The organism is Corynebacterium silvaticum (assembly GCF_002162115.2).
Taxonomy (GTDB): domain Bacteria; phylum Actinomycetota; class Actinomycetes; order Mycobacteriales; family Mycobacteriaceae; genus Corynebacterium; species Corynebacterium silvaticum.
In genome coordinates, this window is sequence record NZ_CP021417.2 from 912615 (window position 1) to 936120 (window position 23506).

The 23506-nt window shown below is 61.7% G+C and carries 22 protein-coding genes; 5 read left to right on the forward strand and 17 right to left on the reverse strand.

The features are described from left to right. Positions 1-51 precede the first annotated feature (51 nt). The 4 genes from CBE74_RS16805 to glpX all read right to left on the reverse strand — a co-directional run bounded on the left by CBE74_RS16805 (position 52) and on the right by glpX (position 5077). Positions 52-1626 (reverse strand): MDR family MFS transporter, encoded by a 1575-nt coding sequence (locus tag CBE74_RS16805; RefSeq protein WP_087453706.1) that lies wholly within the window; start codon positions 1624-1626, stop codon positions 52-54. Next, complete coding sequence (locus CBE74_RS16810) at positions 1623-2273, reverse strand: TetR/AcrR family transcriptional regulator (RefSeq protein ID WP_087453707.1); 651 nt, start codon at positions 2271-2273, stop codon at positions 1623-1625. Before CBE74_RS16810 ends, CBE74_RS16805 begins: the two co-directional genes overlap by 4 nt. A 128-nt stretch (positions 2274-2401) precedes the next feature. After that, the gene (locus CBE74_RS16815) at positions 2402-3805 is read right to left on the reverse strand and encodes a class II fumarate hydratase (RefSeq protein ID WP_087453708.1); all 1404 of its coding nucleotides are present in this window, start codon (positions 3803-3805) and stop codon (positions 2402-2404) included. Positions 3806-4066: 261 nt separating this feature from the next. Further along, on the reverse strand, positions 4067-5077 hold the full coding sequence (gene glpX / locus CBE74_RS16820; protein WP_087454857.1) for a class II fructose-bisphosphatase: 1011 nt from the start codon (positions 5075-5077) through the stop codon (positions 4067-4069). 299 nt (positions 5078-5376) lie between these two features. Here glpX and CBE74_RS16825 point away from each other — a divergent pair, with 299 nt between their 5' ends. Beyond that, positions 5377-5946: a DUF4245 domain-containing protein gene (locus tag CBE74_RS16825; RefSeq protein WP_087453709.1), complete on the forward strand. Its 570-nt coding sequence runs from the start codon at positions 5377-5379 to the stop codon at positions 5944-5946. Positions 5947-5971: 25 nt separating this feature from the next. Here CBE74_RS16825 and CBE74_RS16830 read toward each other — a convergent pair whose 3' ends face one another. Then, positions 5972-6262 carry an exodeoxyribonuclease VII small subunit gene (locus tag CBE74_RS16830; protein WP_087453710.1) on the reverse strand — a complete coding sequence of 97 codons (291 nt, stop codon included), beginning with the start codon at positions 6260-6262 and terminating at the stop codon, positions 5972-5974. A gap of 51 nt (positions 6263-6313) precedes the next feature. Continuing rightward, positions 6314-7555 (reverse strand): exodeoxyribonuclease VII large subunit, encoded by a 1242-nt coding sequence (gene xseA, locus CBE74_RS16835; protein WP_166741011.1) that lies wholly within the window; start codon positions 7553-7555, stop codon positions 6314-6316. 98 nt (positions 7556-7653) lie between these two features. Between xseA and CBE74_RS16840 the strand changes: the two genes are divergently transcribed. Continuing rightward, positions 7654-8679: a 4-hydroxy-3-methylbut-2-enyl diphosphate reductase gene (locus tag CBE74_RS16840; RefSeq protein WP_087453712.1), complete on the forward strand. Its 1026-nt coding sequence runs from the start codon at positions 7654-7656 to the stop codon at positions 8677-8679. Between the two features lie 65 nt (positions 8680-8744). Here the strand turns inward: CBE74_RS16840 and CBE74_RS16845 are convergent, their stop codons facing one another. Beyond that, positions 8745-9626, reverse strand: a complete 882-nt coding sequence (locus CBE74_RS16845; protein WP_310795225.1) for a DUF6542 domain-containing protein — start codon at positions 9624-9626, stop codon at positions 8745-8747. Positions 9627-9701: 75 nt separating this feature from the next. After that, the gene (locus tag CBE74_RS16850; protein ID WP_087453713.1) at positions 9702-11276 is read right to left on the reverse strand and encodes an AI-2E family transporter; all 1575 of its coding nucleotides are present in this window, start codon (positions 11274-11276) and stop codon (positions 9702-9704) included. Positions 11277-11412: 136 nt separating this feature from the next. Between CBE74_RS16850 and ychF the strand changes: the two genes are divergently transcribed. After that, entirely contained in the window at positions 11413-12498 is a 1086-nt protein-coding gene (gene ychF, locus CBE74_RS16855; protein WP_087453714.1) for a redox-regulated ATPase YchF, read from the forward strand. A 119-nt stretch (positions 12499-12617) separates the two neighbouring features. Here the strand turns inward: ychF and CBE74_RS16860 are convergent, their stop codons facing one another. From CBE74_RS16860 to CBE74_RS16895, 8 genes are all read right to left on the reverse strand, one after another. Beyond that, positions 12618-13121, reverse strand: a complete 504-nt coding sequence (locus CBE74_RS16860; RefSeq protein WP_087453715.1) for a hypothetical protein — start codon at positions 13119-13121, stop codon at positions 12618-12620. A 106-nt stretch (positions 13122-13227) separates the two neighbouring features. After that, on the reverse strand, positions 13228-13458 hold the full coding sequence (locus tag CBE74_RS16865; RefSeq protein WP_087453716.1) for a hypothetical protein: 231 nt from the start codon (positions 13456-13458) through the stop codon (positions 13228-13230). A 133-nt stretch (positions 13459-13591) separates the two neighbouring features. Beyond that, positions 13592-13924, reverse strand: a complete 333-nt coding sequence (locus CBE74_RS16870) for a hypothetical protein (RefSeq protein ID WP_087453717.1) — start codon at positions 13922-13924, stop codon at positions 13592-13594. A 118-nt stretch (positions 13925-14042) separates the two neighbouring features. Then, positions 14043-14330: a hypothetical protein gene (locus tag CBE74_RS16875; protein WP_171483247.1), complete on the reverse strand. Its 288-nt coding sequence runs from the start codon at positions 14328-14330 to the stop codon at positions 14043-14045. Between the two features lie 162 nt (positions 14331-14492). Further along, positions 14493-15461, reverse strand: coding sequence for a type IV secretory system conjugative DNA transfer family protein (locus CBE74_RS16880; RefSeq protein ID WP_134316025.1), 969 nt, complete (start codon positions 15459-15461; stop codon positions 14493-14495). After that, positions 15415-16302 (reverse strand): type IV secretory system conjugative DNA transfer family protein, encoded by an 888-nt coding sequence (locus tag CBE74_RS16885; RefSeq protein ID WP_310795230.1) that lies wholly within the window; start codon positions 16300-16302, stop codon positions 15415-15417. Before CBE74_RS16885 ends, CBE74_RS16880 begins: the two co-directional genes overlap by 47 nt. Before the next feature lie 160 nt (positions 16303-16462). Next, complete coding sequence (locus CBE74_RS16890) at positions 16463-16924, reverse strand: hypothetical protein (RefSeq protein ID WP_134873833.1); 462 nt, start codon at positions 16922-16924, stop codon at positions 16463-16465. Then, positions 16921-17229 (reverse strand): hypothetical protein, encoded by a 309-nt coding sequence (locus CBE74_RS16895; protein WP_087453721.1) that lies wholly within the window; start codon positions 17227-17229, stop codon positions 16921-16923. Before CBE74_RS16895 ends, CBE74_RS16890 begins: the two co-directional genes overlap by 4 nt. A 483-nt stretch (positions 17230-17712) precedes the next feature. On the opposite strand from CBE74_RS16895, the gene mobF reads away from it, so the two are divergent. Together mobF and CBE74_RS16905 are read left to right on the forward strand one after the other, a co-directional pair. Then, positions 17713-21213 carry a MobF family relaxase gene (gene mobF, locus CBE74_RS16900; protein ID WP_171483246.1) on the forward strand — a complete coding sequence of 1167 codons (3501 nt, stop codon included), beginning with the start codon at positions 17713-17715 and terminating at the stop codon, positions 21211-21213. Next, the gene (locus tag CBE74_RS16905) at positions 21192-21848 is read left to right on the forward strand and encodes a hypothetical protein (protein WP_134316022.1); all 657 of its coding nucleotides are present in this window, start codon (positions 21192-21194) and stop codon (positions 21846-21848) included. The genes mobF and CBE74_RS16905 overlap by 22 nt, the downstream gene beginning before the upstream one ends. A 78-nt stretch (positions 21849-21926) precedes the next feature. Here the strand turns inward: CBE74_RS16905 and CBE74_RS16910 are convergent, their stop codons facing one another. Next, positions 21927-23453, reverse strand: coding sequence for a zinc-ribbon domain-containing protein (locus CBE74_RS16910; protein ID WP_273991962.1), 1527 nt, complete (start codon positions 23451-23453; stop codon positions 21927-21929). Between the last annotated feature and the right edge of the window lie 53 nt (positions 23454-23506).

The following is a 23506-nucleotide window of genomic DNA, read 5'->3' on the forward strand; positions in this document are numbered from 1 at the left end:
CACTTCGTTGTGGGTGCAGCCTTTTGTTATGGGCTATAAAAGCAGCTGGGGCTAGGGCTTGGACACCGTTGTTTCGATTGTCTCGGCTAGTTTCTTCTCTTTTACCAGGGAAAGAAGAACCACCGCGATCAGTGAGATCGGTGCGATGAGAAGGAAAACAGGAGTCAGAGCGTCATTGTAGGACACTGCAATGGCATTTTTAATGATGTCTGGTAGGGAAGAGACTGCTGCCGGGGTGAGTTTGCCGCTGCTTTCTACAACATGGAATTGGTCTGGATCCCCTCCTAGTCGCATTACGCGTTCGACCGCTGGCGGAAGGTGCATCGACATTTGGTGGCTGAGGTTTCCTAGGAATATGGAACCAATGAGTGCTGCCCCCACTGCTCCTCCCACCTGCCGGAAGAAGTTTTTGGCGCCGGTGGCCGTTCCTACTACGGATAGCGGGAAGGAGTTTTGGACGATGAGCACCAAAATTTGCATAGTGCTTCCTATCCCGATGCCAAAGGCAAAAAGATAACAGCACACTCGCACCAGGGAATCGTCGACAGCAAGGGAACCCATAAGAACAAGCGCTATAGAGGTAATGATCTGTCCAGCGAGAGGAAAGACCTTATACCGGCCGGTCTTTGCCACCAGATTCCCCACGGTGATCGATGCTGCGATGAGCCCACCCATCATAGAAATCATAGTAAGGCCGGCCCTCGTGGGACTCATATGGTGAACCATCTGAAGATAGGTGGGTAGATATGCCATGGAGCCGAACATAATAATGCCAACTGATAATCCTGCCCCCGTGGTGAGAACAAAATTCCGATTTTTAAAAAGCGTAAGAGGAATGATCGGGTCGGCAGCGCGTAATTCTATGAAGATAAGCAACACGACGAATACGAGTATCCCGAGGAGCAACCCAATGATGACCGGGTCGGTCCATGCGTAGTCGTGTCCGCCCCATGTCACGGAAAGGACCAAAGACGTCGTAGCTAAAGCCATAGTGAGGGCTCCCCACCAGTCAAAACGAAACTCTCGTTTCTTAGAGGGGAGTTTGTGCAATAGGGCAATCGCCGTCATGGATAATGCTCCGATGGGGAGGTTGAACCATAAACCCCAGCGCCAGCCGGGACCGTCTGTAATCCACCCTCCGATGACTGGGCCTAGGACGGGGGAAACTCCGAAGACCATCCCCATGAGTCCCATATACTTTCCGCGTTCTCGTGCGGAGGTCACTTCCGCGGTAATGGCTTGGGATAGCACCATTGAGGCGCCGCCGGCTACTCCCTGGATTGCTCGTGCTGCGATAAGAACGGACATGGAGTTTGCCAACCCTCCTAGTAACGAGCCTGCCATGAAGAGGGCGTTGGCAAAAAGGAAGAGCGGCTTTCTGTTCACAAGGTCGCCGAGTTTTCCAAAAAGCGGCATCGCGATGGTCTGCCCTAGGAGGAAAGCTGTGATGACCCATGACATATGATTGACGCCGCCGAGGCTGCCAACGATTGTGGGTAGGGCGGTGGAAAAAATCATTTGGCCGAGCGAACCCATGAGCATGCTGAGCATGAGCGCGCCAATGATCCACCCTATGGGGCGATCTTGTTGCGGCTTGTGTTCGAGGGGAGTCGTTGAAAGAGTCATGAGCTTTTCTTTGCAAAGGTGACGAGGATGTCGAGGGCATGGAAACAGGCGCGGGCTAGGTCGTCGTAGCTTCCGGCTTCGTCGGAGGCCCATTGGTGGTACCCCATGAGAATCGCGGAGATAACGATCCGAACCATGGCTTCTGCCTCAACGCTTGCCGGTGTTTCTAGCACGCGCTCATCGGAGTAGCGGGTGAAATAATCTACGACGATCGCAGAGAGCTCTCTTTGGAAATTAGTGATCTTTTGCTTTGACCAGCTGACATGTTCTGGATTACTTTGGCTGATCGCTTTTCTGCGTCGAAGAAGTTCGGCTCGCAGCACTGCGTCTGTGTGTTCTCCGGAAAAAGCATTATTAAGAGCTAGCGACATTAACGCATGGGTGAGTTTGTCATGCTTTGTGCGTAGAAACTCTGCGATCTCTTCTTGCTGGGGAGATCGAGGGGTATTGCCAAATACTGCGATGTCTTTTGAATCAACATAGTTGAAGAAGGTGCGTCTAGAAATGCCGACTGCAGTGCAGATGTCTTCTACTGTGACGATGTCTAATCCTCGATCAAGGACGAGCCTGGTGGCGTGGTCCTCGATAGCTGCATAAGTTTGTCGGCGTTTCCGCTCGCGCAGGGGGAGTTCGGAATAATTCGCCATAAAAATAAACTTAGTGCAACAATTTACTCTGTGCAAAATTTCGTTAGGAGAGGTTTCTCCCAGAAAAGACGAAGAGCTGGGAAGACATCCGCATGCCTTCCCAGCTCTTAAGCGTGGCTACTAGTTACCTACTTATCACGATCTGTATTGCACATCGCGAGGACGTCGAGACGCTTATCCATCTCTTCTTCCGTGAGGCTGTCACCATCTACAAAGCCAAGATCAATGACCGTCTGGCGGATGGTCTTGCCTTCCTTCAAAGCGGTCTTGGCGACCTTAGCGGCGTTTTCATAGCCGATGGCGGAGTTGAGCGGGGTCACGATGGAGGGGGAGGACTCTGCGAGGGTCTTCATGCGCTCTTCATTCGGCTGAATTCCGTCCACCAGGCGGGTAGCAAAGATACGGGCCGTGTTGGCTAGGAGGCGAGAAGACTCAAGCACGTTACGCGCCATCATCGGGATGAAAACGTTGAGCTCGAATGCGCCCTGAGCGCCGCCGAACGCAACGGCGGCATCGTTGCCTATAACCTGAGCTGCCACCTGGGTAGCGGTTTCGCAAAGAACCGGGTTGACCTTGCCTGGCATGATGGACGAGCCGGGCTGCAGGTCAGGAAGGTGAATCTCGCCGAGGCCGGTGAGTGGGCCGGAACCCATCCAGCGGATGTCGTTGGCGATCTTTGTCAGCGACACAGCGATGGTGCGCATTGCGCCGGAGAATTCCACCAGGCCATCGCGGGCTGCCTGTGCCTCAAAATGGTTAGCGCAAGGACGCAGCTCTTTAACACCGGTCAGGCTTACGAGCTCTGCAGTGACCTTGTCGCCGAAGTCTGCGGGAGTATTAAGTCCTGTGCCAACGGCGGTTCCGCCGATAGGCAGCTCTCCTAGTCGCGGAAGCGTAGCCTCGACTCGCTCGACACCAGCTTCAATCTGGTGTGCATAGCCGGCGAACTCCTGGCCCAAGGTGACGGGGACAGCATCCATAAGGTGCGTGCGGCCGGACTTAACCACGTTTTCCCATTCCTTGGCTTTCTTCTCTAGGGACTCCTGGAGAACTTTCAAGCCTGGGATCAGGTCAGTAACGGCAGCCTCAGTGGCTGCAACGTGGGTAGCCGTAGGGAACGTGTCGTTGGATGACTGGCCCATGTTGACATGGTCGTTGGGGTGTACCTCAACGCCAGCTGCGTGAGCAATAGAGGCGATGACCTCATTGGCGTTCATGTTGGAGGAGGTGCCGGAGCCCGTCTGGAACACATCAATGGGGAACTGCTCGTCGTGTTTGCCTTCTGCAACTTCTTTAGCCGCAGCGATGATGGCGTCGGCCTGTGCTGCGTCGAGGAGGCCACGATCCTTATTTACCTGTGCACAAGCTGCTTTGAGCAATCCCATTGCGCGGATCTGTGCGGATTCCAGCCCATGACCTGAGATGGGGAAGTTCTCCACAGCGCGCTGAGTCTGTGCTCGCCATAGAGCATCAATCGGAACCTTTACTTCACCCATGGTGTCGTGCTCAATGCGGTACTGCTGCTCAGTCATGAATGATCCACCTTTGTGATACGAAGTTTCTCTTGGTCGTGGACATCGCCCCGGTATATAAGCTCCGATATATGGAACTAAAGGGTAAGACGATGTACTCACACGAGTACAAGTATGCCGAAAAAATCTGGCGTATGTGGCTAGGATATGGAGCCCGCGGGTAATGTGACGTACTTCAATGCGGGAACGCTGCAGCGCGGGGGTAAAACTCAAGGTGGTCTAACCTCACATTGGGCTAGACCACCTTGGAATTCAGGGGACTTACTTGGTTACTTTGGAGTAATCGACGATCGAATATTCCTGTAGCTTCTGCAATTTATGGGAAGACTCAATGTAGCGGATTGTTCCAGACTTGGAACGCATAACAAGGGAGCGCGTGGTAGCGCCGTTCGCGCGGTAGCTCACGCCGCGGAGCATATCTCCATTGGTCACGCCGGTTGCCACAAAGAAGCAGTTGTCTGAGCTGACTAGGTCATTGGTGAGGAGGACTTGGCTGAGGTCATGACCCGCGCTACGTGCGCGGTCGGCCTCGGCGTCATCGCGGGGAGCGAGCATGCCTTGGATCTCTCCGCCCATACATTTCATTGCACATGCAGTAATGATGCCCTCGGGAGTTCCACCCGTGCCCATCATGATGTCCACGGAGTTGGTTTCCTGGGCTGCTGCTACGGCACCGGCGACGTCGCCATCGCGAATGAGCCGGACCTTTGCGCCTGCCTCACGGATGTCCTTAATAAGGTCCGCGTGGCGAGGGCGGTCAAGAACCACAACAGTCACTTGATCGGGTGCGATGTTCTTTGCTTTTGCTACGGCGTTGATGTTGTGCGCGACTGGAGCCTCGATGTCGATGGAACCGGCAGCCTCAGGCCCCACGGCGATTTTCTTCATGTAGAACACTGCGGATGGGTCGTACATAGAACCGCGTTCTGCAGCTGCGAGCACGGAGATTGAATTAGGGCGGCCCTCTGCCATCAGCGTGGTGCCGTCGATAGGATCTACGGCGATATCCACCTCAGCGCCTTCGCCAGTTCCCACGTTTTCGCCGTTGAACAGCATGGGGGCCTCGTCTTTTTCGCCTTCTCCGATAACCACGACGCCACGCATCTGGACCGAATTAATGAGTTTGCGCATTGCATCGACGGCCGCGCCGTCACCTTCGTTCTTCATTCCGCGACCGACCCAGCGCCCTGAAGCCAAAGCTGCGGCCTCGGTGACGCGCACGAGTTCAAGGGCTAGGTTACGGTCTGGAATTTCTGGATGAAGGTTGGTCATGAGGGTGGCCTCCTGTGGCGCCTGTATATTCTGCAGAAATTTAACGAGGTCTCTCGCCGGTTGTTTTCCCAGCGGGGGATTATTGATATCCATACATTCTTGCACCCTCTTGCCCCGCGGTGGTTGACCAGCACACCCGAAAGTGCGGAAATGTGACCTCTCGCGCAAAATTAAACTAGTGAGAAGGACATCGCACTACGGCTGTAGGGGGAGCCATCCTAGGGAGGGAGGAGGAAAAGAAACGGCTAGGAGAGGACTTCTTCGCACGGTCGTGGCTTAGTCGTGCCATACTGTTGTGCGTGGCTGTGGAGAAACCTCGTATTTATCAGAACGGCAGAGACATCGTGTTGTCTCTTGGCGTGATCCTTCTTGTTGCTGCTCTTATCATTGGTTTTACCGGAATGTGCAGCTTTAACAAGGGGGCGCCGGAAAATGGCCCCATCCATGCCGTCGACGCGAAAACGTATCTTCACCTCGAAGCCCGCAGCATGGGGTTTCCAGTGCGTTACCCAGGAGAGATACCCGGGTGGGTGGCTAATTCCGCGCGCCGGGATGATTTGGGAGGAACTCCTGCGCCGGTTGTGGGTTGGGTGATTAATGGGGCTTCCTTTATCCAACTGGAACAAACTGGGTTGGGGGAGAAGGAAGCTGCTGCAGCATTTGACTCACATGTTCGCGAAAAAACTGGTTCTCACACCGTAGAGGGCGTCACCGTTTCGGAGTACACCTCCGAGGAAAAAGGAGTGCGCGCGCTGTGGATCGCAGACCTGGGAGACTCCCGCATCCTAGTCAGCGGCGCTGCGCCCAAGGAAAACTTTGATGAGTTAATCTCTCGGGTTATAAAAGCAGAGCCGATTTCTACGCAGTAGGAACGAAAAGCTTTACGACGCCCCCTCAGAAGGCGTCTTCTCCGTCGTCGGCAGTGTGTTCGGCGGCGGATTTTTCTGTTCCTTGTGCCAAAGCTTGCTCTACGCGGTGTGCTGCCCCGGCGAGATGTTCCTCGCATCGTTTGGCAAGAGCCTCGCCACGTTCCCAGTATGCGAGGGATTCGTCTAGGTTCATTTGACCGAGTTCCAGGATGCGAACAATTTCAGCTAGTTCGTTGCGAGCTTGCTCATAGCTGAGTTGTTCAACGGCAGTGAAGGAGTTTTCGCCGGTTCCGTGACCAATCACGTCGCTATTCATCAAAGTTGTCCTTGCTAGTTGTTGATTGGGATAAGAGCGTTGTGCGTAAAGCTAATCGGCAGGTGAGGTCTGCATGCTTGCGGCAGTGATCGAGCCATCTGCAACCCTAATGCGCAGCTGGCTGCCGGGTGGGGATTGGTTGATCGTTGTGACCACCTCTGGTGGTGTCCCATCCCGTGGAATAACTTGGACTACCGCGTAACCACGGGCCAACGTGGCAGAGGGGCCAAGCGCGGAGACCTGGTTGCGCAAAGCGCTGACGGTAGCTCGCTCATTATTGAGCTGGTAGGTGATCTCACGGCGAATAGAGGTGAGCATCCTGCTCACGTCATCGGTGTGCACACGAACCATAGACAAAGGATCAGCGAGAACAGGACGGGAACGCAAAGCTTGAATCATATGCTGCTCGCGTTGCACCCAACTACGCAGTGCCGCAGCACTGCGGGAGCGCAGTTCTGCGATCAATTCTCGCTCTGCGATCACATCGGGAACCACCCGCTTGGCGGCGTCGGTAGGCGTTGCAGCACGAAGATCCGCAACGTTATCTAAGACTGGGTTATCGGGTTCATGCCCAATGGCAGAGACCACAGGAGTGGTGGCAGCAGCAACCGCGCGTTGGAGGGATTCCTCAGAAAAAGGCAGAAGGTCCTCCACCGAACCGCCTCCGCGCGCAATGATGATGACGTCCACAGTGGGGTCAGCGTCGAGCTGCTCTAGCGCTGAGATAATTTCGCTTACTGCGCGAGCTCCTTGAACCGCAGTGTTCTTGACCGTGAAGGTGACTTCGGGCCAACGAGATTGGGCAACCGCAAGGACGTCTCGCTCGGCTGCGGAACCTCGGCCAGTGATCAAACCGATGTTCCTGGGTAGGAAGGGGAGGGGGCGTTTGAGGGCGGCGTCGAAAAGCCCTTCCTGCGCGAGCTGCTGCCGTAGCCGCTCGATGCGGGCAAGCAGTTCTCCTATGCCTACGGGGCGAATGTCGGTGACCCACAGGGAAAAAGAGCCGCGACCTGTATAAAACGCGGGCTTCCCGTAAACCACAACTCTGTCGCCGTCAGACAAAGGAGTGGTAAGCGAGCGGATAAGTTGAGTCGGGCAGGTGAGCTGGACACTGGCCTCGGCCTCAGGGTCACGCAGCGTGATATAGGAGAATTTCCAGCTTGGCTTCACGTTGAGCTGCGTGATCTGGCCTTCAACCCACACGTGGCCGAGCTTTTCAATCCAGCCTTTTACCTTGGCGTTGAGCTCGCGAACCGGCCATGCTTGTTCCGGTGCACTCGGCGAACTAGCCACGTACGGCCTCCGTCCTCGTTTCACTGCAAAAAATATGTTCTCGTAAAGCATACGGCACAGTGCCTTGGTACATCGCGCAGTAGTTTAAGCTAGTCGTCATGACCTCACCCGACCAACGCCCACATGACGTCACTACTTCCAGCGCGAGTCACAGCCACAGCGACGGTACAACCGAAGACAAGCGCGTCCTAGTAGCGGCTCCTCGCGGATATTGCGCCGGAGTAGACCGAGCCGTAGAAACCGTTGAACGCGCTCTGGAAAAATACGGTGCGCCCGTGTACGTGCGTAAAGAAATCGTCCACAACCGCTACGTGGTTGACATGCTTTCTGATAAAGGCGCCATCTTTGTCGACGAGACCGACGAAACCCCCGAGGGGGCTCACCTCGTCTTCTCGGCGCACGGCGTAAGCCCTGCTGTTCACGAGGAGGCGCGCCAGCTCAGCCTGAAAACTCTCGACGCAACATGCCCGCTTGTGACCAAAGTTCACAATGAAGTGAAGCGTTTTGCTCGTGACGGCTACCACATCCTCCTTGTTGGGCATGAAGGCCACGAGGAAGTAGAAGGCACTGCAGGCGAGGCTCCCGACGTCACCCACCTCGTCGACGGGGTCGAGGGCGTGGCTGCCCTTCCAGATTTTTTGGATAATGAGAAACTGATCTGGCTATCGCAAACCACGTTGTCTGTTGATGAGACCATGACGATTGTGAATAAGCTGCACGAGCGGTTTAGCCACCTCCAGAACCCTCCTAGCGACGACATCTGCTACGCCACCCAGAATCGCCAGGTAGCGGTCAAGGCTATTGCTGAGGAATCTGACCTAGTGATCGTGGTTGGCTCGCAGAACTCGTCCAATTCAAAGCGATTGGTCGAGGTAGCGCTACAGGCAGGGGCCAAGGCATCACACTTGGTGGACTATGCTCATCAGATTGATCCCGAGTGGCTCAATGGTGTGACCACCGTGGGATTGACCTCCGGGGCATCCGTGCCGGAAATTCTGGTCCAGGGAGTCTTGGAGTACCTCGAATCATTCGGTTTCACCGATGTCAGTGAAATTACTACCGCGGCAGAAAAGATCACGTTCGCGCTACCCCGCGAGCTGCGCCCGCCTCGCATCAAAGACTAAAGGGTATAAAAATCTCTCCTCCTAGTCGCAGGTTTGTTTGCGACTAGGAGGAGAGATTTTTATTGTCAGCTATAAAGATCGTCGTCAAAACGCCGGGTCTTGCGACGCGATAGCTCAGGATCGATGAGCTTGCGTTCCGGCATGGGGCGCTCGGGGGCCACCCTCCGGGGCTGGGGCTGCGGTGCCTGAGTTCTCTGTGGCATGCGCTCGGAACCTGGGTGGCGGGGGTCTGCGTGGGGAATCGGGCCTTGTGCAGGCGCTGATCGGGGACGCGGCGCATACGTGCGAGGCACGCGCTGTTCCGGGTCGTGCAGTGATGGGCGCGGTGCACGTGGCTTGTGGGATTGTTCGCGGTTACGACGCATGAGCTCGTCGACAGTGACTTGCGACCCCGTAGCCTCGCTGCGGTTGCGTTGGGCCTGAGCGCGTGCTTTTCTTGCTGCGCTGCGGTTGTTGGCTTCGGTCTGGCGTATCCTGTTGCTCGTCTTAACGTTGGTGATGCGCTTTTCCCCACGGCGGAAGATCACGATGCGCGCAACAGCGATGAGCGCCGCTCCCACAGTGACCGAGATAAGCAACGGAAAATGCTGCGTCAACGGGTAAGCCGCTGTGATGACCTGAGATCTGCGGATAGGAACACCATCTGCTGTATTGGCTTGTACAAGGAACCATCCGGTAGCTAGGACCGCGATGGCATAGAGCAACGGAATGCTCGCGACCATGAGGAAGAGACCTCGTGGTTCTGTAAGCAGCGTAAAGACGATAGCAAAGATGGCAAAAAGCGTTAGGAAAGGCCAGCCAATGACACCCGTAGATAGCGTGATCAATAGTCCCGTGATCAACGCTGCCGCGAGGATCGACATCGATGACCACACAGAGATGCCGAAAAACTTCCCCGACGCTTGCTGCGTCTGGGCTTGATGGCGAGTTTCGGACGTTTGTGACACGTTTGTTATCTTACGCAACGAGCGCGATCTTAGGAATTTAATAAGGTTGTGTCGCGGGAGCGTCGAGAGGCATTTTTACTTATGTTTGTCAAAGAAATGAACAAGATCGTTTAACTTATCCAACGGAGAAATAGCCCCTGTCCTGGTATCGGTCTCCTCTGGGGAGACATGATGAGGGTCGTCGGTTTTTTGATCTTGTTGCTCACGGCGTCGTTTTTCTAAGAGTTCTTTTCCGCGACGTTCGCCAAATTTTCCGGTGATGGAACCGGCTGTGGTGACAAAAGTGATCTCATCGGCTGATTTTTCCCCAGCCCGCAGCGCCGTCATGTCTTGGAGATACCGGAAGAGGACGGCGATCATTGCGGCGGCGGGCACGGCTAGGAAGGCGCCCATGATTCCAAACAGTCCGCCGCCCACAGTTACCGACACCAGGACGACCACCGGGTGCAGATTCATCGCTCGGGATTGAAGCAGTGGGGAAAGCACGTTGCCCTCTAGCTGTTGCACCGCAAGAACGATGAGCAATGTGATGATGGCCTTGGTAAGCCCCAGGGACACGAGCGCCACTAAAACGGCGAGGGCGCCGGCCACAAACGCTCCGATGATGGGGATGAAGCCAGCGATAAAGGTGAGCACGGCAAGGGCTAAAGCCATAGGAACGCCGAGCAGGATGAGGCCTGCTCCGATGAAGATGGCGTCGACAAGCGAAACCAGAGCCTGCGCGCGGACGAAGCCCCCGAGCGTGATCCAGGATCGAGTAAGCAACTCCGTGAGGTGCCAGCCTGCGCGCTTGCCCACGATGCTGCGCAGCCAAGGTAAAAAGCCTTCCCCGTCTTTGAGGAAGAAGAACGTAAGCACCAGGACCACACCGATGGTGACTAAAGCGGAGGTGGCTATGCCGATGCCGGAGAAGATTTCGCCTGCGATGGTCCCGCTTTGGCGTTGGAACCATTGCACCGCAGTATTAATGCGATTGCTGAGCTCATCTGAGTCGAGATTAAACGGTGGGCCCTGAAGCCACAGCTGTACCTTTTGAATCCCCTCAAATGCTTGGAAGTACAAAGTCTGCGATTGGCGGGCTATATCGGGGGAGATAGCCCAGATGAGACCGCCGAAAAAACTAAAACTGGCAAGGATGCTCACGAGTGCAGCAAGACCGCTGGGGACTCCTCGCTTGCGCATCCATGCCGTGGGACCCCACAACACTGTGCAGACAATCAACGCCAAAACGACGGGGAGAAGGCCACGCCAGAATTGTTTGATCACGTACCACCCGGCAAAGCCCGTGGCCGCGATGATCAGGATGCGGATGCACCATTGGGCTAGGACTTTGACTCCGTCGGCAATGATTTCAGAGCGGTCAATATGCGCGCGCTCGGAGCTTGGTTCGAGTTCCTCGAAGATGGCTGTTGCTTCCTCGTCAGGCAAGGAGCGTGTCGACGGTTCCGTGCGCGGCTTTACAGGCTCGGTGTTCCCCGGAGTCGCCGTGGGCTGTGAGGACGCGGAGCCGGCGGCGTGCTGGTTCATCCGGTTATCCTCAGCGTCGAATAGTGCCCCGAGCTCTTCTCGCAGGGGATTTGTGGCCGAGTGGTCGTGGGGCGAAGTATTCGAAGTCACAACAACATTGTGCCTTATACGCACGGTATGCATCGGTAGCGACTGTCGCAGCCACCCCGCCTGAATGAACTCATAGCGCTATTGATCAGGAACTCCCGTGTATAAGGCATAGGGGTTTCCGGGGCGTGTGCATTTGGGCTTAGGAGCGAGGTTGTTAGGATGTGAGCCTGTGAGCCTAACACTTGGAATCGTCGGCCTGCCTAACGTTGGCAAGTCCACCCTTTTTAACGCCCTGACCCGTAACGACGTCCTCGCCGCAAACTACCCGTTTGCCACCATCGAGCCGAACGTCGGCCTCGTCGAGCTTCCCGACGTCCGCCTGACCCGCCTGGCCGAGATTTTCGGCTCCGAGCGCATCCTGCCCGCGACTGTCTCCTTTGTGGACATCGCCGGCATTGTGAAAGGCGCATCTGAGGGTGAGGGAATGGGCAACGCCTTCCTAGCCAACATTCGCGAAGCCGACGCGATCTGCCAGGTGGTGCGAGCATTCGCCGATGACAACGTGATCCACGTCGACGGCAAGGTCGATCCCATGTCGGACATCGCCGTGATCAACACCGAGCTGATCCTTGCAGACCTGCAGACCATCGAAAAGGCTCTGCCTCGTCTGGAAAAGGATGCACGCAAGAACAAAGACTTGGCCGAGGTCGTCGAAGAGACCAAGAAGGCACAGGCCGTGTTGGAAGATGATCGCACGCTGTTCAGCGCCGCAAAGAACGGCGAGCTGGACCTGGCCAAGGTGCGCGAGCTTCACCTGATGACGGCAAAGCCTTTCCTCTACGTCTTCAACTCCGACGAGGCAGTGCTTACCGACGACGCCCGCAAACAAGAACTCGCCGCCCTCGTGGCCCCAGCGGACTGCGTCTTCCTAGACGCAAAGACCGAAACCGAGTTGCTTGAGCTCGAAGAGGACGAGGCCATGGAACTTCTCGAATCCGTAGGACAGACCGAGCCCGGACTGCATTCCTTGGCCAAAGCCGGGTTTGCCACCCTCGGACTGCAGACCTACCTCACCGCAGGTCCCAAGGAATCCCGCGCCTGGACCATTCACCAAGGTGACACTGCTCCTCAGGCAGCCGGCGTGATCCACACTGACTTTGAACGCGGCTTTATTAAAGCGGAGATCGTTTCTTTCGCAGACCTCGATGCTGCTGGTTCCATGGCTGAGGCCAAGGCTCAGGGCAAGGTGCGCCAAGAAGGCAAAGACTACGTCATGCTCGACGGCGACGTGGTGGAGTTCAAGTTCAACGTCTGATCGTGCAGGTCAGAGAGTTTTCTCCCGCTAACCGTGACCTGCGATGATGGGGGTGCTTTAGCGGATCTTTAGCAGAACAGGGCCCCCGACCGTTACCGGTCGGGGGCCCTGGCGTCGGGTTACCGCGTGACTTCGGCTTCGAGGTCGTCGAGGTGCTTCAGCCACTCCTCGTCCCAGCGCGGCCAGTACGTGCAGATGTAATCCTCTTCGAACGTCAGCTCGTGATGGTCGTCATCCTCGAACTCGTCGTCTTCGTCCTGGCCGTGGCCGCACTCGAAGGTGCCGGCGGGCTGCGCGGCGACCAGCGCTTCGAGGCGGGCATCCTCGCGCTCGTAGTGGAAGCCGACGTACGCCCAGAAGAAGTCCTCCTCATGGGCTTCAAATACTTCGGGGTCGTAGCGGTCCGCGCCGGGGAAGTCGCAGACGTTGCCCTCGGCCATCCCTGCCGCGAGGTTGGCGAGGTGGCGGCGGTTCCATGCGGCCGACGCTTCCGCGCAGGCCGCGCGGCGGCAGCTTTCGGACTGGAGGACGACGCGGAATCGGGGTTCGAGCGAGACCGGAGAGATCACCTCCGATTCGAGTGCGGCGGCGGGGAAGGGGGCGTAGGTATCCTTGGTGGACATGGTGGGTGGCTCCTAAGACAGGGGATGGGATTCGTGCAGGTCACGGGGCTGGGGTGCTCCGTTGTGTCCTACCGTCGGGGCGCGAATCGGCGTCCCAAGGTCAGGGTCAGGGCTTCTTCGCCGCCATCGGGGCCGGCCGGCGGTAGAAGCCGTAGCGGACCGCCCTCGACAGCCAGTAGCTCGGGGTCATCGCCGCGAGGACGATGACCCACCACGGGGTCGAGTAGTCGTAGGCCTGCAGCCACCCAGCGAGGGCCAGGGCTGCGTTGGCCCAGACGACGGCCATGATGATGGCGATGGGGTGGGATGCGCCGAGCCGCTTGAGGGGCTTCAGCATGGTGGCTCCTAATGGGTAGGGGATGGGGGCTTCTCGGTTACTGTGCCGACCTTCTGTCCACACGCCCCCTACCGTGGGCGCGCATCCGAGCGTCCAAAGGAGGAGCCCCCAGCCACATGGCTGGGGGCTCTGATCACGGCCTACGCGGGGCGAATGAGGGTGGAGACGGCGGGGGATCGGGCAGCGGAGCGAGCGTGATCGCCTCCAGGGACCGCCGCTCCGCCGGAGGGGCGGCCTCCCTGGCCTGACGCCACTCCGCCACCTGACCGGCCGCGCGCGCCACGGTCCGGCCCGGCCAGACCGAGGCCAGGATGAGCAGCCACCAGGGTGCGGCGTCCCCGGCTACCCAGAAGAGCGCGGTGGCGATGGCCGCGACGGTGAGCAGGGCGCTGAGGATGCCCGCCCGCTCGGCCCGATCGAGCGCGAGGTCGGCGATGACGCCGGCGCGGGAGAGGAGATCAGCCATCGACCTGCACCTCCTCCTCAGGCACCGGGGCCTCCCGCGGCAGCGGCCAGGAGCAGCACCATCACGGGGAGGTCGACGATGAGGGTCGTGGCCCGGGGCCAGCGGAGGAGCGCGCGCATCACGGCGCTACCCCCGCGAGAGCGTGCTGTGCGGCGGCGGCGACGGCATCCGGCCAGGTCAGCCGGTGGCGCTGCCGCCAGGCGCCGATCTCCCGGGCCCAGGCCGCCGGGTCGGCGGGGGCACATCGGCGCTGGACGACGCGAGCAGGGGATGCGTCGGCGCGGGCTGCGGCCAGCAGCGCATCGGCGAGGTGCTGCTCGCGGTGGGGACGCGACGCGTCGCCGGTCAGGACGTCAAAGGCGGCGGGGGCGCCGTACACGGTCACGCGGTGGAGGGCTGAGGGCATGGGGTGGCTCCTAAGACAGGGAATGGGGGTCTTGCAGGTCACGGGCTGGATTGCTCCGCTGTGTCCCACCGTCGGGGCGCTTAGCGGCGTCCCAAGGGTCCATGGGCGTAAAGAAACCCCCGGCCGTACTGGCCGGGGTGATGTCGGAGCCACCGACACTCCTCACCGTGCCGGCGGAGCGCTTTCCCGCAACCGCTGGAGGCGGGCTACTGCCGCCTCCAGCTCCGGCCCTGCTGCGTGGGCGAGCGGGGCCAGCACATCGTCCTCCCAAACTCCTGCGGTCTGGATCTGCAGCGGGGCGACCGCTCCCATCAGCACAAAGGCCTGATCGGCCGGCTGTTCTCGGAGGGCCGCCGGGGATGCCAGGTCCTGGCGCTGGATGGACTCGGTCTTCGTGACCGTCGTCGACTTCGACGTCGACTTGGAGCGCTGCTCGCCGGTCGAGGTCGAGGTCCCTTCCGTCTCGGCAGTAGAGGTCGTGACCTCCCGGAGATTTCGCTGTCCAGCCAGGGTCTGGAAGTCCCGAAGGCCCTCGACGTCTGCGAGGCCGGGCAGCACGATTACACCACCCGCGCAGGAGCTGACGATCTCGTACCACCCGTCGCGGGTGTACCGGCGCCGCAGCTGGGCGGGGGACTGGATGCCAAGCGCGAGGCGGACCCGGTACGACCGTGCGGTGGACAGCCACTCGGTCAGGCCCGGCAGGCTCGCCACCGACGCGAGCTCATCGAGGACGACGAGGGCGCTCTCGGGCAGCGCTTGCCCGGGGCACCGGCCGGCGTGGTCGAGGATCTCAGTGACCGCTGCGGTCACGAGGGCGGAGAAGTACCCGCGGTAGACGGACGCGCGGATCGGTGCGATCAAGTGCAGGGTGTCTGCCTGCGACCGCGCCCACGCACCGAGGTTCAGCGCGGCGGGGTCGTCCCACGCCACTTCTGCGATGGCTGGAGATGCCAGCAGCGGCTTCAGGACCGTGTGGAGATTGCCGACGATGCCGGCTGCGGTCTCGCCCGCGGCCTGGGCCACCCCCGCGATCGTGTCGAAGACGCCCCTCATCGTGGCGACGTCCCACTGGGCGCGCGCGTCATCCTGGGCGTATCGCCCAGCCAGCCCCTGCAGCACTGCTGCCACGGTCCGCCACCCGCCACCTGCCTGCGTGCGTACGAGGTCTACGAGGCCGTCGGGGGTTTCTGGGAGCTCCAGGCTGGTGGGAGGGGTCGTCTGGAGCGCCGAAGACGCCGTCCAGCTCTGGCTCAGGGCTCGTGTCAGCGACCCTCTGGACTGCTGCGAGCAGCTCGCCCACGGTCTGCATCGTGCTCCCGGGCACGCGCGTGGCGAGCCAGAGCAGCACGGTGAGCAGGGATTCAGCGCTGCTGTCCCAGAACCGAGCGCCACCACCACCCTCCTGCACGACCTCAGCAGATGCTGTCACGAGCAGGTGAGCTGTAACCTCGGCGGCCTCGGCCGTGCGCGCTGCCTGCAGCGGGGTCCAGGCAGCGCGGCAGTCTGATACGGCACGCGCGCGGGCGGCCTTGGCCTCCCCGTGCTTCCGCGCAGTCGTGGTCTGGGCGACGGCAGTGGAGACTCCGGCGGGGTCGATGACGCTCACCCGCCCGATGAGCGCCCTGGGAGCTGTGGTCATCTGCGCGAGGTCGGACTTGACCGACGTAGAGAGCACGGGTCCGGGGGCGGTGAGGATTGCGGGGGCGAGCACCCGGGTGGTCTTGCCGGACCCCGGCGGCCCGACCACCATGACGGAGGTATCGCCGTCGGCGATGACCCGCTGGCCGATGGACCCCGCCGGGGGGATGTGCCGGCCCAGGGGTAGCCCTCGGCCTGCGTAGTAGGCCTCGTCCGTGGCGGCGACACGCGTGCCGAGGTCCTGCTCCTCTGCTGTGGAGCTGTCGCGGCGTAGCTGGCGGGCCTCGGCGTCGGCGGCGTCCTGCGCCGCCCCCGACGCTTGACGATCCAGACAGCGGCGACCGCGGTGACAGTAGACACTGCGGTGTGGTCGAGCAGCAGCGCGATGAGGGACACCAGCGCGAGCAGCAGGCCCGCCCAGTGGCGCCGTACTCGCTCGGGGATATAGGCAGTGATGGGCATGGTGTAGATGGCTCCTAAGTCAGAGGGGGTTACGGGGTAGGGGTGAGGTGGGCTGCGGCGCGGATGGCCTGCGACCAGGTCAGGCCGGCGTGCTGGCGCCAGGTCTGGACGGAGTCGAAGGCCGCACGGTCGGGGAAGACCAGCAGCCGCTTGGCGACGTCAGGAAGTGGGCCGGCGCCAGGGGTCCCGGTTACGCCGGTATCGGCGGCTGCGGTGAGCAGCCCTGCTGCGTGCTGCCCGATTGGCTCGCGCGCGTGGATCGCGGCGGTGGCGATTCGCCGCCAGTCGGCGGCGGAGGCCCTCACGTCGATGCGGTAGGGGTGCATGGATCGCTCCTCTGATGGGATGGGTTCGTGGTCACCGTGCCGACTTTTTGTCCACACGCCCCCACCGTGGGGGCGGGGTTCGGAGGCACAAGAAAAACCCCACCGGGGCTCTCCGGTGGGGGTTGGGCGTCCGCTACTCGCGGGCATCAGGGGCGGGCAGGTCACACGGGCACGCACCCCGCCGACCGCACTCGCACAGCGGGGGCGTGGATGACGTCGGCGACGCGCACGCGCGCGAGGTAGGCCCTCTCTCGAATCTCCACGCGCACATGTTCAGGTAGCGCCGCGCGCACGGACACCAGCCCCTGCGGTACAGGGGTGGTGAGGTCGGCGGGGGAGAGCTCGACGAGCATGTCAGCGATCAGGTCCTCGACGCGGACTCCGCGGGCGGTGGCTGACGCGGTAAGCGACTCCCAGTCGCTGCGGTCGACGCGGGCGCTCCATCGCGGGGCGGGGGTGCTGGGCATCATCACGGCTCCATCTCAGTGGGGTGGTGGTTCTCGGTCACCGATGACCGTCGGCGCGACGGCCCGGCACACCCACCGTGCCGGGCGCGGGGTTGCCAGCCTGATGGACGCGCGCGAGGTCATGCCCCTGTAGTCGAGCTTCATCCGCGGCGAGTCACAGTCACGTGCTCAACTCCGACACGAGCACAAACCTCTCAGCACCTCAAGCACCTACACGAGCACTACTCACCCTTCCTCTTTTCTCCCTTCACACCCCTCTTCCTCTTACTTCTACTTCCATCCTTTTCTCCTCCTCTACTCCTCACTCTCCTTCACCACCTCTAACTACCCATAACCACACAACACAACATTTAGGCGTTTGCACCTTGGGTGCCCGCCCGGCGTCGCCTCGTCTTGGGGTCGCCGCGGCCGCCCCGACGGGTGGGTAGTGCGTGGACAAAAACCGGCACGGTGACCACGCATCCACCGACCCGAGGAGACCTACACTTGCTTTCGATCAGCACCATCAAGGCCGGCCAGGCGGCCGCGCTCAGCGACTACTACAGCGCCAAGGTCAGTGCCGGCGAGCTGACCCCCGAGCAGGCCATCGAGCGCCAGGTCGCCGACCGCGCGGCTGAAATCGCGGAGGGCCGAGGCCTCTCAGACGAGGACGCGATGGCCCTCGCTAAGCGCGAGCAGCTCATGAAGTCAGGCCTCGCTGCGACCCAAGGCGCTGGAGCCTACTACAAGAGCGCCGAGGAAAAGCCCCGCCTTGTCTGGATCAAGGGTGGCGGCCCCAAGGGGGCCCGGGTCACCGACGAGCAGCTCCTCGCGCACCTCCAGGGGTTCACTGCGGATGGCAGCCGACGGCTGCTGGATGCCCACCCCAAGCGCCTGCAGGCCATCGCCCGAGAGCTGGGAATGGCCGACGATGCGGTGATGGAGGGCCCTGCTCTGGCGGCTGTCCGGGAGGGACTCCACCCCGAGACAGGCGCTCCGCTGGAGGGACGCGCCGCGAAGATGGCTCGCGCGGCGTGGGCCGCCAAGGATCACTCCGACACTCAGGTCACGACATACGATCTGACGTTCTCGGCGCCCAAGGGCCTGTCGGTCTTGGCGGGGTTTGGGGACGAGAAACTCCGGGAGCGGATCATTGGGCTCCACGAGCAGGCGGCCGACGCGGCGATGGAGTGGGCCGAGACGGCGGACATCTTCGCGGTGAGCCGCGGACACGCGCGGGAGATCGCCCTCGGGGCCACGCCCCTCCAGACCATGCGCAAGACCGAGTTGTCGTCGCGGGCCGGCGACCCCCTCATCAGCCACGTACTCATGTCGGCAGCTGCCGTGGGCGACGATGGCCGGCGTACGACTCTCGATGGCCGGAGCGTTTACCACGCATCCCGGGTGATCCGCTCGCGCTACGAGGCCACGCTGGCCACCCTCGTCCAAGAGGAGATGGGAATCACCATCGCACTCAACGAAGCGGGGGTCCGCGAGGTCGTCGGCTTCGATGAGGGGGTATTGGAGCAGTACTCGAAGCGGTCCGCCGAGGTGGCCGAGAAGCTCGCGGAGCTGCAGCGCGCGGACAGGCTCCTGGTGACACGAGTAGAGAGCGACCGGCTGGGGTACGAGGAGGCCGCGGAGCGCCGAGACGCGGGGGTTCCTCTCGATGCAGAGCAGGCCCAGATGGCGGACGATTGGGATCGCTACGAGCAGGTCCTCCGTGAGTGGGCATCGGGGCGGGTGGCGACGTCCACGCGCCAGAAGGCGTCCCTGGAGAGCCGCTCGACGAAGGGCGAGCTGTCGGAGCAGGAGCAGCTGCGGGTGTGGGCTACAGCGGCAGATCGGCCGGACGTGGCGCGCCTCCTGGGCGACGTCCGCCGCGTGACCCAGGGGCAGCGGCAGGCCGCTACCGTCGAGAGCGTGGTCGCCGCAGCGCTGGCCCGTGCGACCTCGGACGCATCGGTCATCCGTCAGAAGGATCTCGTGGCCAGCCTCCACGAGGTGTGGCCCGCCGCGTGGCCGATGGAGAATCTCCTCACGGTGCAGCAAGCCCTCATGCAGTCCGAGGAGCTCCTCCAGCTCACCGAGCACACGCTGCTCCAGCCGGGCGCCTGGACCCGTGGCCAGGGGGTCGAGTTCACCACCCGCACGGCCGTAGCCCAGGAGTCTCGCATTGAGGCGATGGCGACGGCACTCGCCCACGACGGCGGCGAGTGCTTCGATCCGCGTGTCACGGCCCAGTGGGCCGAGCGCTACACGCTCACCGACGATCAGGCCGCGCTTCTCGCGGCTGCGACCCGGGGCACCCGCCTCGTGGTAGCCGAAGCGCCGGCTGGCGCGGGCAAGACCCACACCCTGAGCCCCCTCGTAGCGCAGTACCAGCAGCTCGGATACGAGACGATCGGAGTCTCGACGAAGGCCCAGACGGCGGCCGCGCTCGCTGAGGCAGGTGTGGTCCGTACCGCCTCGTTGGCTCGACTGGAGATGTGGGCGGAGAAGGGGCGGTGGGATGACGGGATCAGCCCCGAGATGGCACTGCAGGGCGAGGCCTGGCGGACGGCTGTGCGTCAGGCTTCCACCCCCGAGGAGCGAGCGGCGGCCCAGGCCGGCCTGGATGCGTGGGAGGAGCAGGCTGCTGAGCTCCCACACCGGCTGCAGGCAGAGAAGGAGGAGCTCCAGCGGGAATGGGCTGCTTTCAAGGCATCACCTCCTCACGACTCCAGTGAGCGCCAGCAGGCGTACGAATCGCTGAGGGCCCGGGGCGCGGATTTGCAGGAGCGCGCCCCAAAGACGATGGAAGAGGCCCGGAACCGGGTGCTCCTCGTCCTCGATGAGGCAGCGATGTCCTCGAACGACCAGCTGGAGAAGGTCCTCCGACTGGCTGGACAGCGAGGCTGGACCACCGTCATGGCAGGCGACTCGCGGCAGCTGCAGGGCATCGGCCGATCCACCGGATTCGGCCTTATCGCCGACGCGGCAGGCCGCGTCGAAATCTCCGAGACCTACCGCGCACGGGACGCAGTCGAGCGGCAGCTCCAGGTCGCATGGCACGACGCTGAATCGCTTGTGGAGGGCCGCGTCCCCGAGGGTGCCGAGGCAGCAGAGGCGATGCTCGAGTACTGGCAGGAGAGGGGCCGCGTCCACATCCAGACGGTGGGGCAGCTCGAGGAAGCTGCCCGCGAGCGACCGGACGCCAAGAACCCCGCAGAAGAGGAGGTCATCGAGGAGATTGCGCGGAGGTACGTCGACCACCAGGAGGCCCAGCCGGACGTCGATCGCCTCGCACTGGCCCGCACGAACCGCGGCGTCGGGCAGCTGGCGGAGGCCATCCAGCGCGAGCAGATCCGGCGCGGGCTCATCGACGAGCAGCTGCCAGCGGCGTCCCTCGTGGACCAGAAGCGCGGCCTCACCCAGACCATCCGCCAGGGGGAAAGCATCCGCATCACGAAGAACGTGGCAAAGTCTGCAATCCGAAACGGCCAGGTCGGTGTCGTGCGAGCCGTAAATCCGGACGGGTCAATCCGTGTCAGCCTCCCCACTGGCGTCGGTGGCGCCATGAAGACAGAGACCATCCGGGCCGAACATCTGACGAGGGGATACGCGGCACTTGGGTGCGCCACTACCGGCCACGGGGCCCAGGGGCGCACGGTCGAGCAGGCATGGGTGCTCGCGGACGCCGGGGCGGATCGGGAGTGGCTGTACCCCGCGATGACCCGGGCGAAGTCGGGGACGGACCTCCACTGGGTGACGGATGCTCCCGACCGCGCTCCGGAGGAGATCCGAGACGCGATGCTCACAACGGGTGCCGAGGCATCGGCACTGCAGGTCGCGCGAACCCACCCGACCCCGGCCCAGCGGGCGGCGGCTGCCCACCACCTGGAGGCGCGGGGACAGGTGGCCACCCCGGAAGCGGTGGCCACGATGGCGTCGCAGCTCCAGGCGGTGGAGGCAGCTAAGCGGGAGCAGCAGAGGGCCGAGCTCGGGTGGCTCAGGAGAGCAGCGTAGAGGCGGTCCAGCGAGCTCGCGCCCGCCGGGCACAGCAGGCCTCACAGCAGCAGGCCCAGAAGCGCCGGGGCCCTCCGGCCGCGCTTCCGAGACACGGACTGTCACGATCTGCCGCTCGCCGTGGTCCTCGACCCACGCCTGAAGGGGATTCTCCCACTCCAGGGCACCGAGCACGGACACCGTGTACTGCGTCCATTCGGGAAGGCCAACGACGTGGACCTCCTCCCGGCTCACCGGATCCACGAGGAGGGCGCCGAGGCGGGGCTCGATGTCAATGGCGCTGGGGTCAACCGGGGCAGATGTGGTCATGCTGCCTACCGTGCCTGCTCGCGTCAGCGAGGAAAGCTACCCCCACCCCGCGGGCGGCGGGCCGGGTACTCGGACTGGCGCGGGGCGCCCGGATGCGCGTGGTAAGCGGCGGCCATGCGGTCCAGCTGCCCGGCCGTCGGCTCCTCGGCGCCGTTGACCTCGACGAGGGCGTCGAGCAGCGTGCGGCCGGTGGACGTGGTCGGGGTATCGGGCATGCCCCGACCGTACCCCGCCCCCGGCGCTCTCAGACGCACGCCACGAGCCGCGGCCAGCCACGCGACCAACTTGTCGCGTGGCCCCCGGTCCAGCCGTATCCCGCTGGCTGAGGGCGTCTGAGGCCGATGTAGAAGGCGTAGCACTCTCACTACGCGCCGGAAATGAGCCATTCGTTCACACCGGGGAGGTCACCCTTGCGTCAGCTGGGCGATCATTTGGACATCGCGGGATGGGTCTTTGGCACCTGAGTACACGGTTAGTTCGTGGTAGTCGGGGTCATCAATTTCAAGAGAGTGTAGAGGTGCTTCTCGGAGCCTGACCACAATGTGACCATCTCGGAGCAGGTCAATGCTCTTGATGCGGTCGACGGGTCCTTTGTCCTTGTGCCAGTATGCGCCGTCGTATTCGATCACCAGGGATCTCCCGTCGGCCAGCGAAACACGGATGTCTACCGACCACGAGGAGTGGTTGGTGAACGCAGGTGAGTGGATCCGCGGCCCCGACTGGGCTTCGCCCCAGTACGCACGAGCGGCCTCGACGTACAGCCGCTCAATCATCGACTTGCCTGCTGTCCGGCATTTGGGACACTGGGAGCCGTTGACGCGAACTGCCGGCATCGCCGACCACGTGTGCGCTGGGTTTTGTCGGCAAACCCACAGGGGAGGCTCTACCAGCTGGCTGGTATTAGGTCGAACATGCCATGGTGAAAGCGAGTTTTCGGAGGACCACTCATCCGCGATTTCGGGGTAGTGGAAAGCCAGCGAGTCGAGAATTGTCCTGCACTCGGGGCACCGTAGTCGCTCGTACTTATCTCGCTCCCGGGGCGTTGCCTGAAACTCATGGCCGCACCACCACACAACTCGACGTGAATTGGGCGAGATGGTCGACAATTTAAACTTTTCATTCTTGGTTGGGTGCCATTGGCTGGCGATCTCTGGTGTCAGACGCGTGGACAAAGGGTCTTCCGCAGCTTCATCAGCACGCCGCTTTCGCGTTTCCGCCGCGGCCTCTCGGCACGTGGGACATGGAGAGGAATGGCTGCCAGTTACGTCCGAGATTCGCCGTTGGAAGGAGTGATCTGCGGGGCAGCGCCACCAGGCTTCTTTTCGACTTTTGAGCTTCGCGGTTTCCCACAACTCTGGCGGGTTGCGGTCGTGGTCCCACCAGTCTGCGTACCGACTGTCGGAGTTCTTTAGGAGGTTCGCTCCGGCTGTCTTCTTAGTCCCGGCGGATGCCGTTTTTGTGTTCCGGCTGCAGGTGCAGCCCCAACCGAGGTCCCCTGGCCGTTGGGCCTCGACGCGTCCGCACCGGTTGCAGCGTGTTCCATGTGGATCTTCGTCGAGGCTGGGTTCCGTCAGTGGACCAAGGTACGTGAATCCATTGGCCTCTGCCATTTGCTGAATGTGGTGGAGATCGACTGGACGATTCCCTGAGTGCTTACGGGCACCCTTCGCCCACTTGGTCCAGTAGCAGGCACGACAGACCTGTTCCGAGTGCTTGCGGCGCTCGAGAACGTACTCGAACCGGTAGTGGCCCTCAAACCCACAGTGATTGCAGCGCGTGAGGAGGTATTCTGCGGGTTTGGTAAACCTGTCGAGAAGAGTAAGCCCGCCTTCCTTATACAGAGCGCGCAGGTGCTCGTCACACCAAGTCGGCCGAGTGCGTGTCCTAAATGCCCCGGTTCTTTCACAGCCATCAGCTGCGCAGGTCATCATCGTCTTTCTCCGCTCGTGATTCGAGTTTCTTAACTTCTTTTTCAATCCTATTC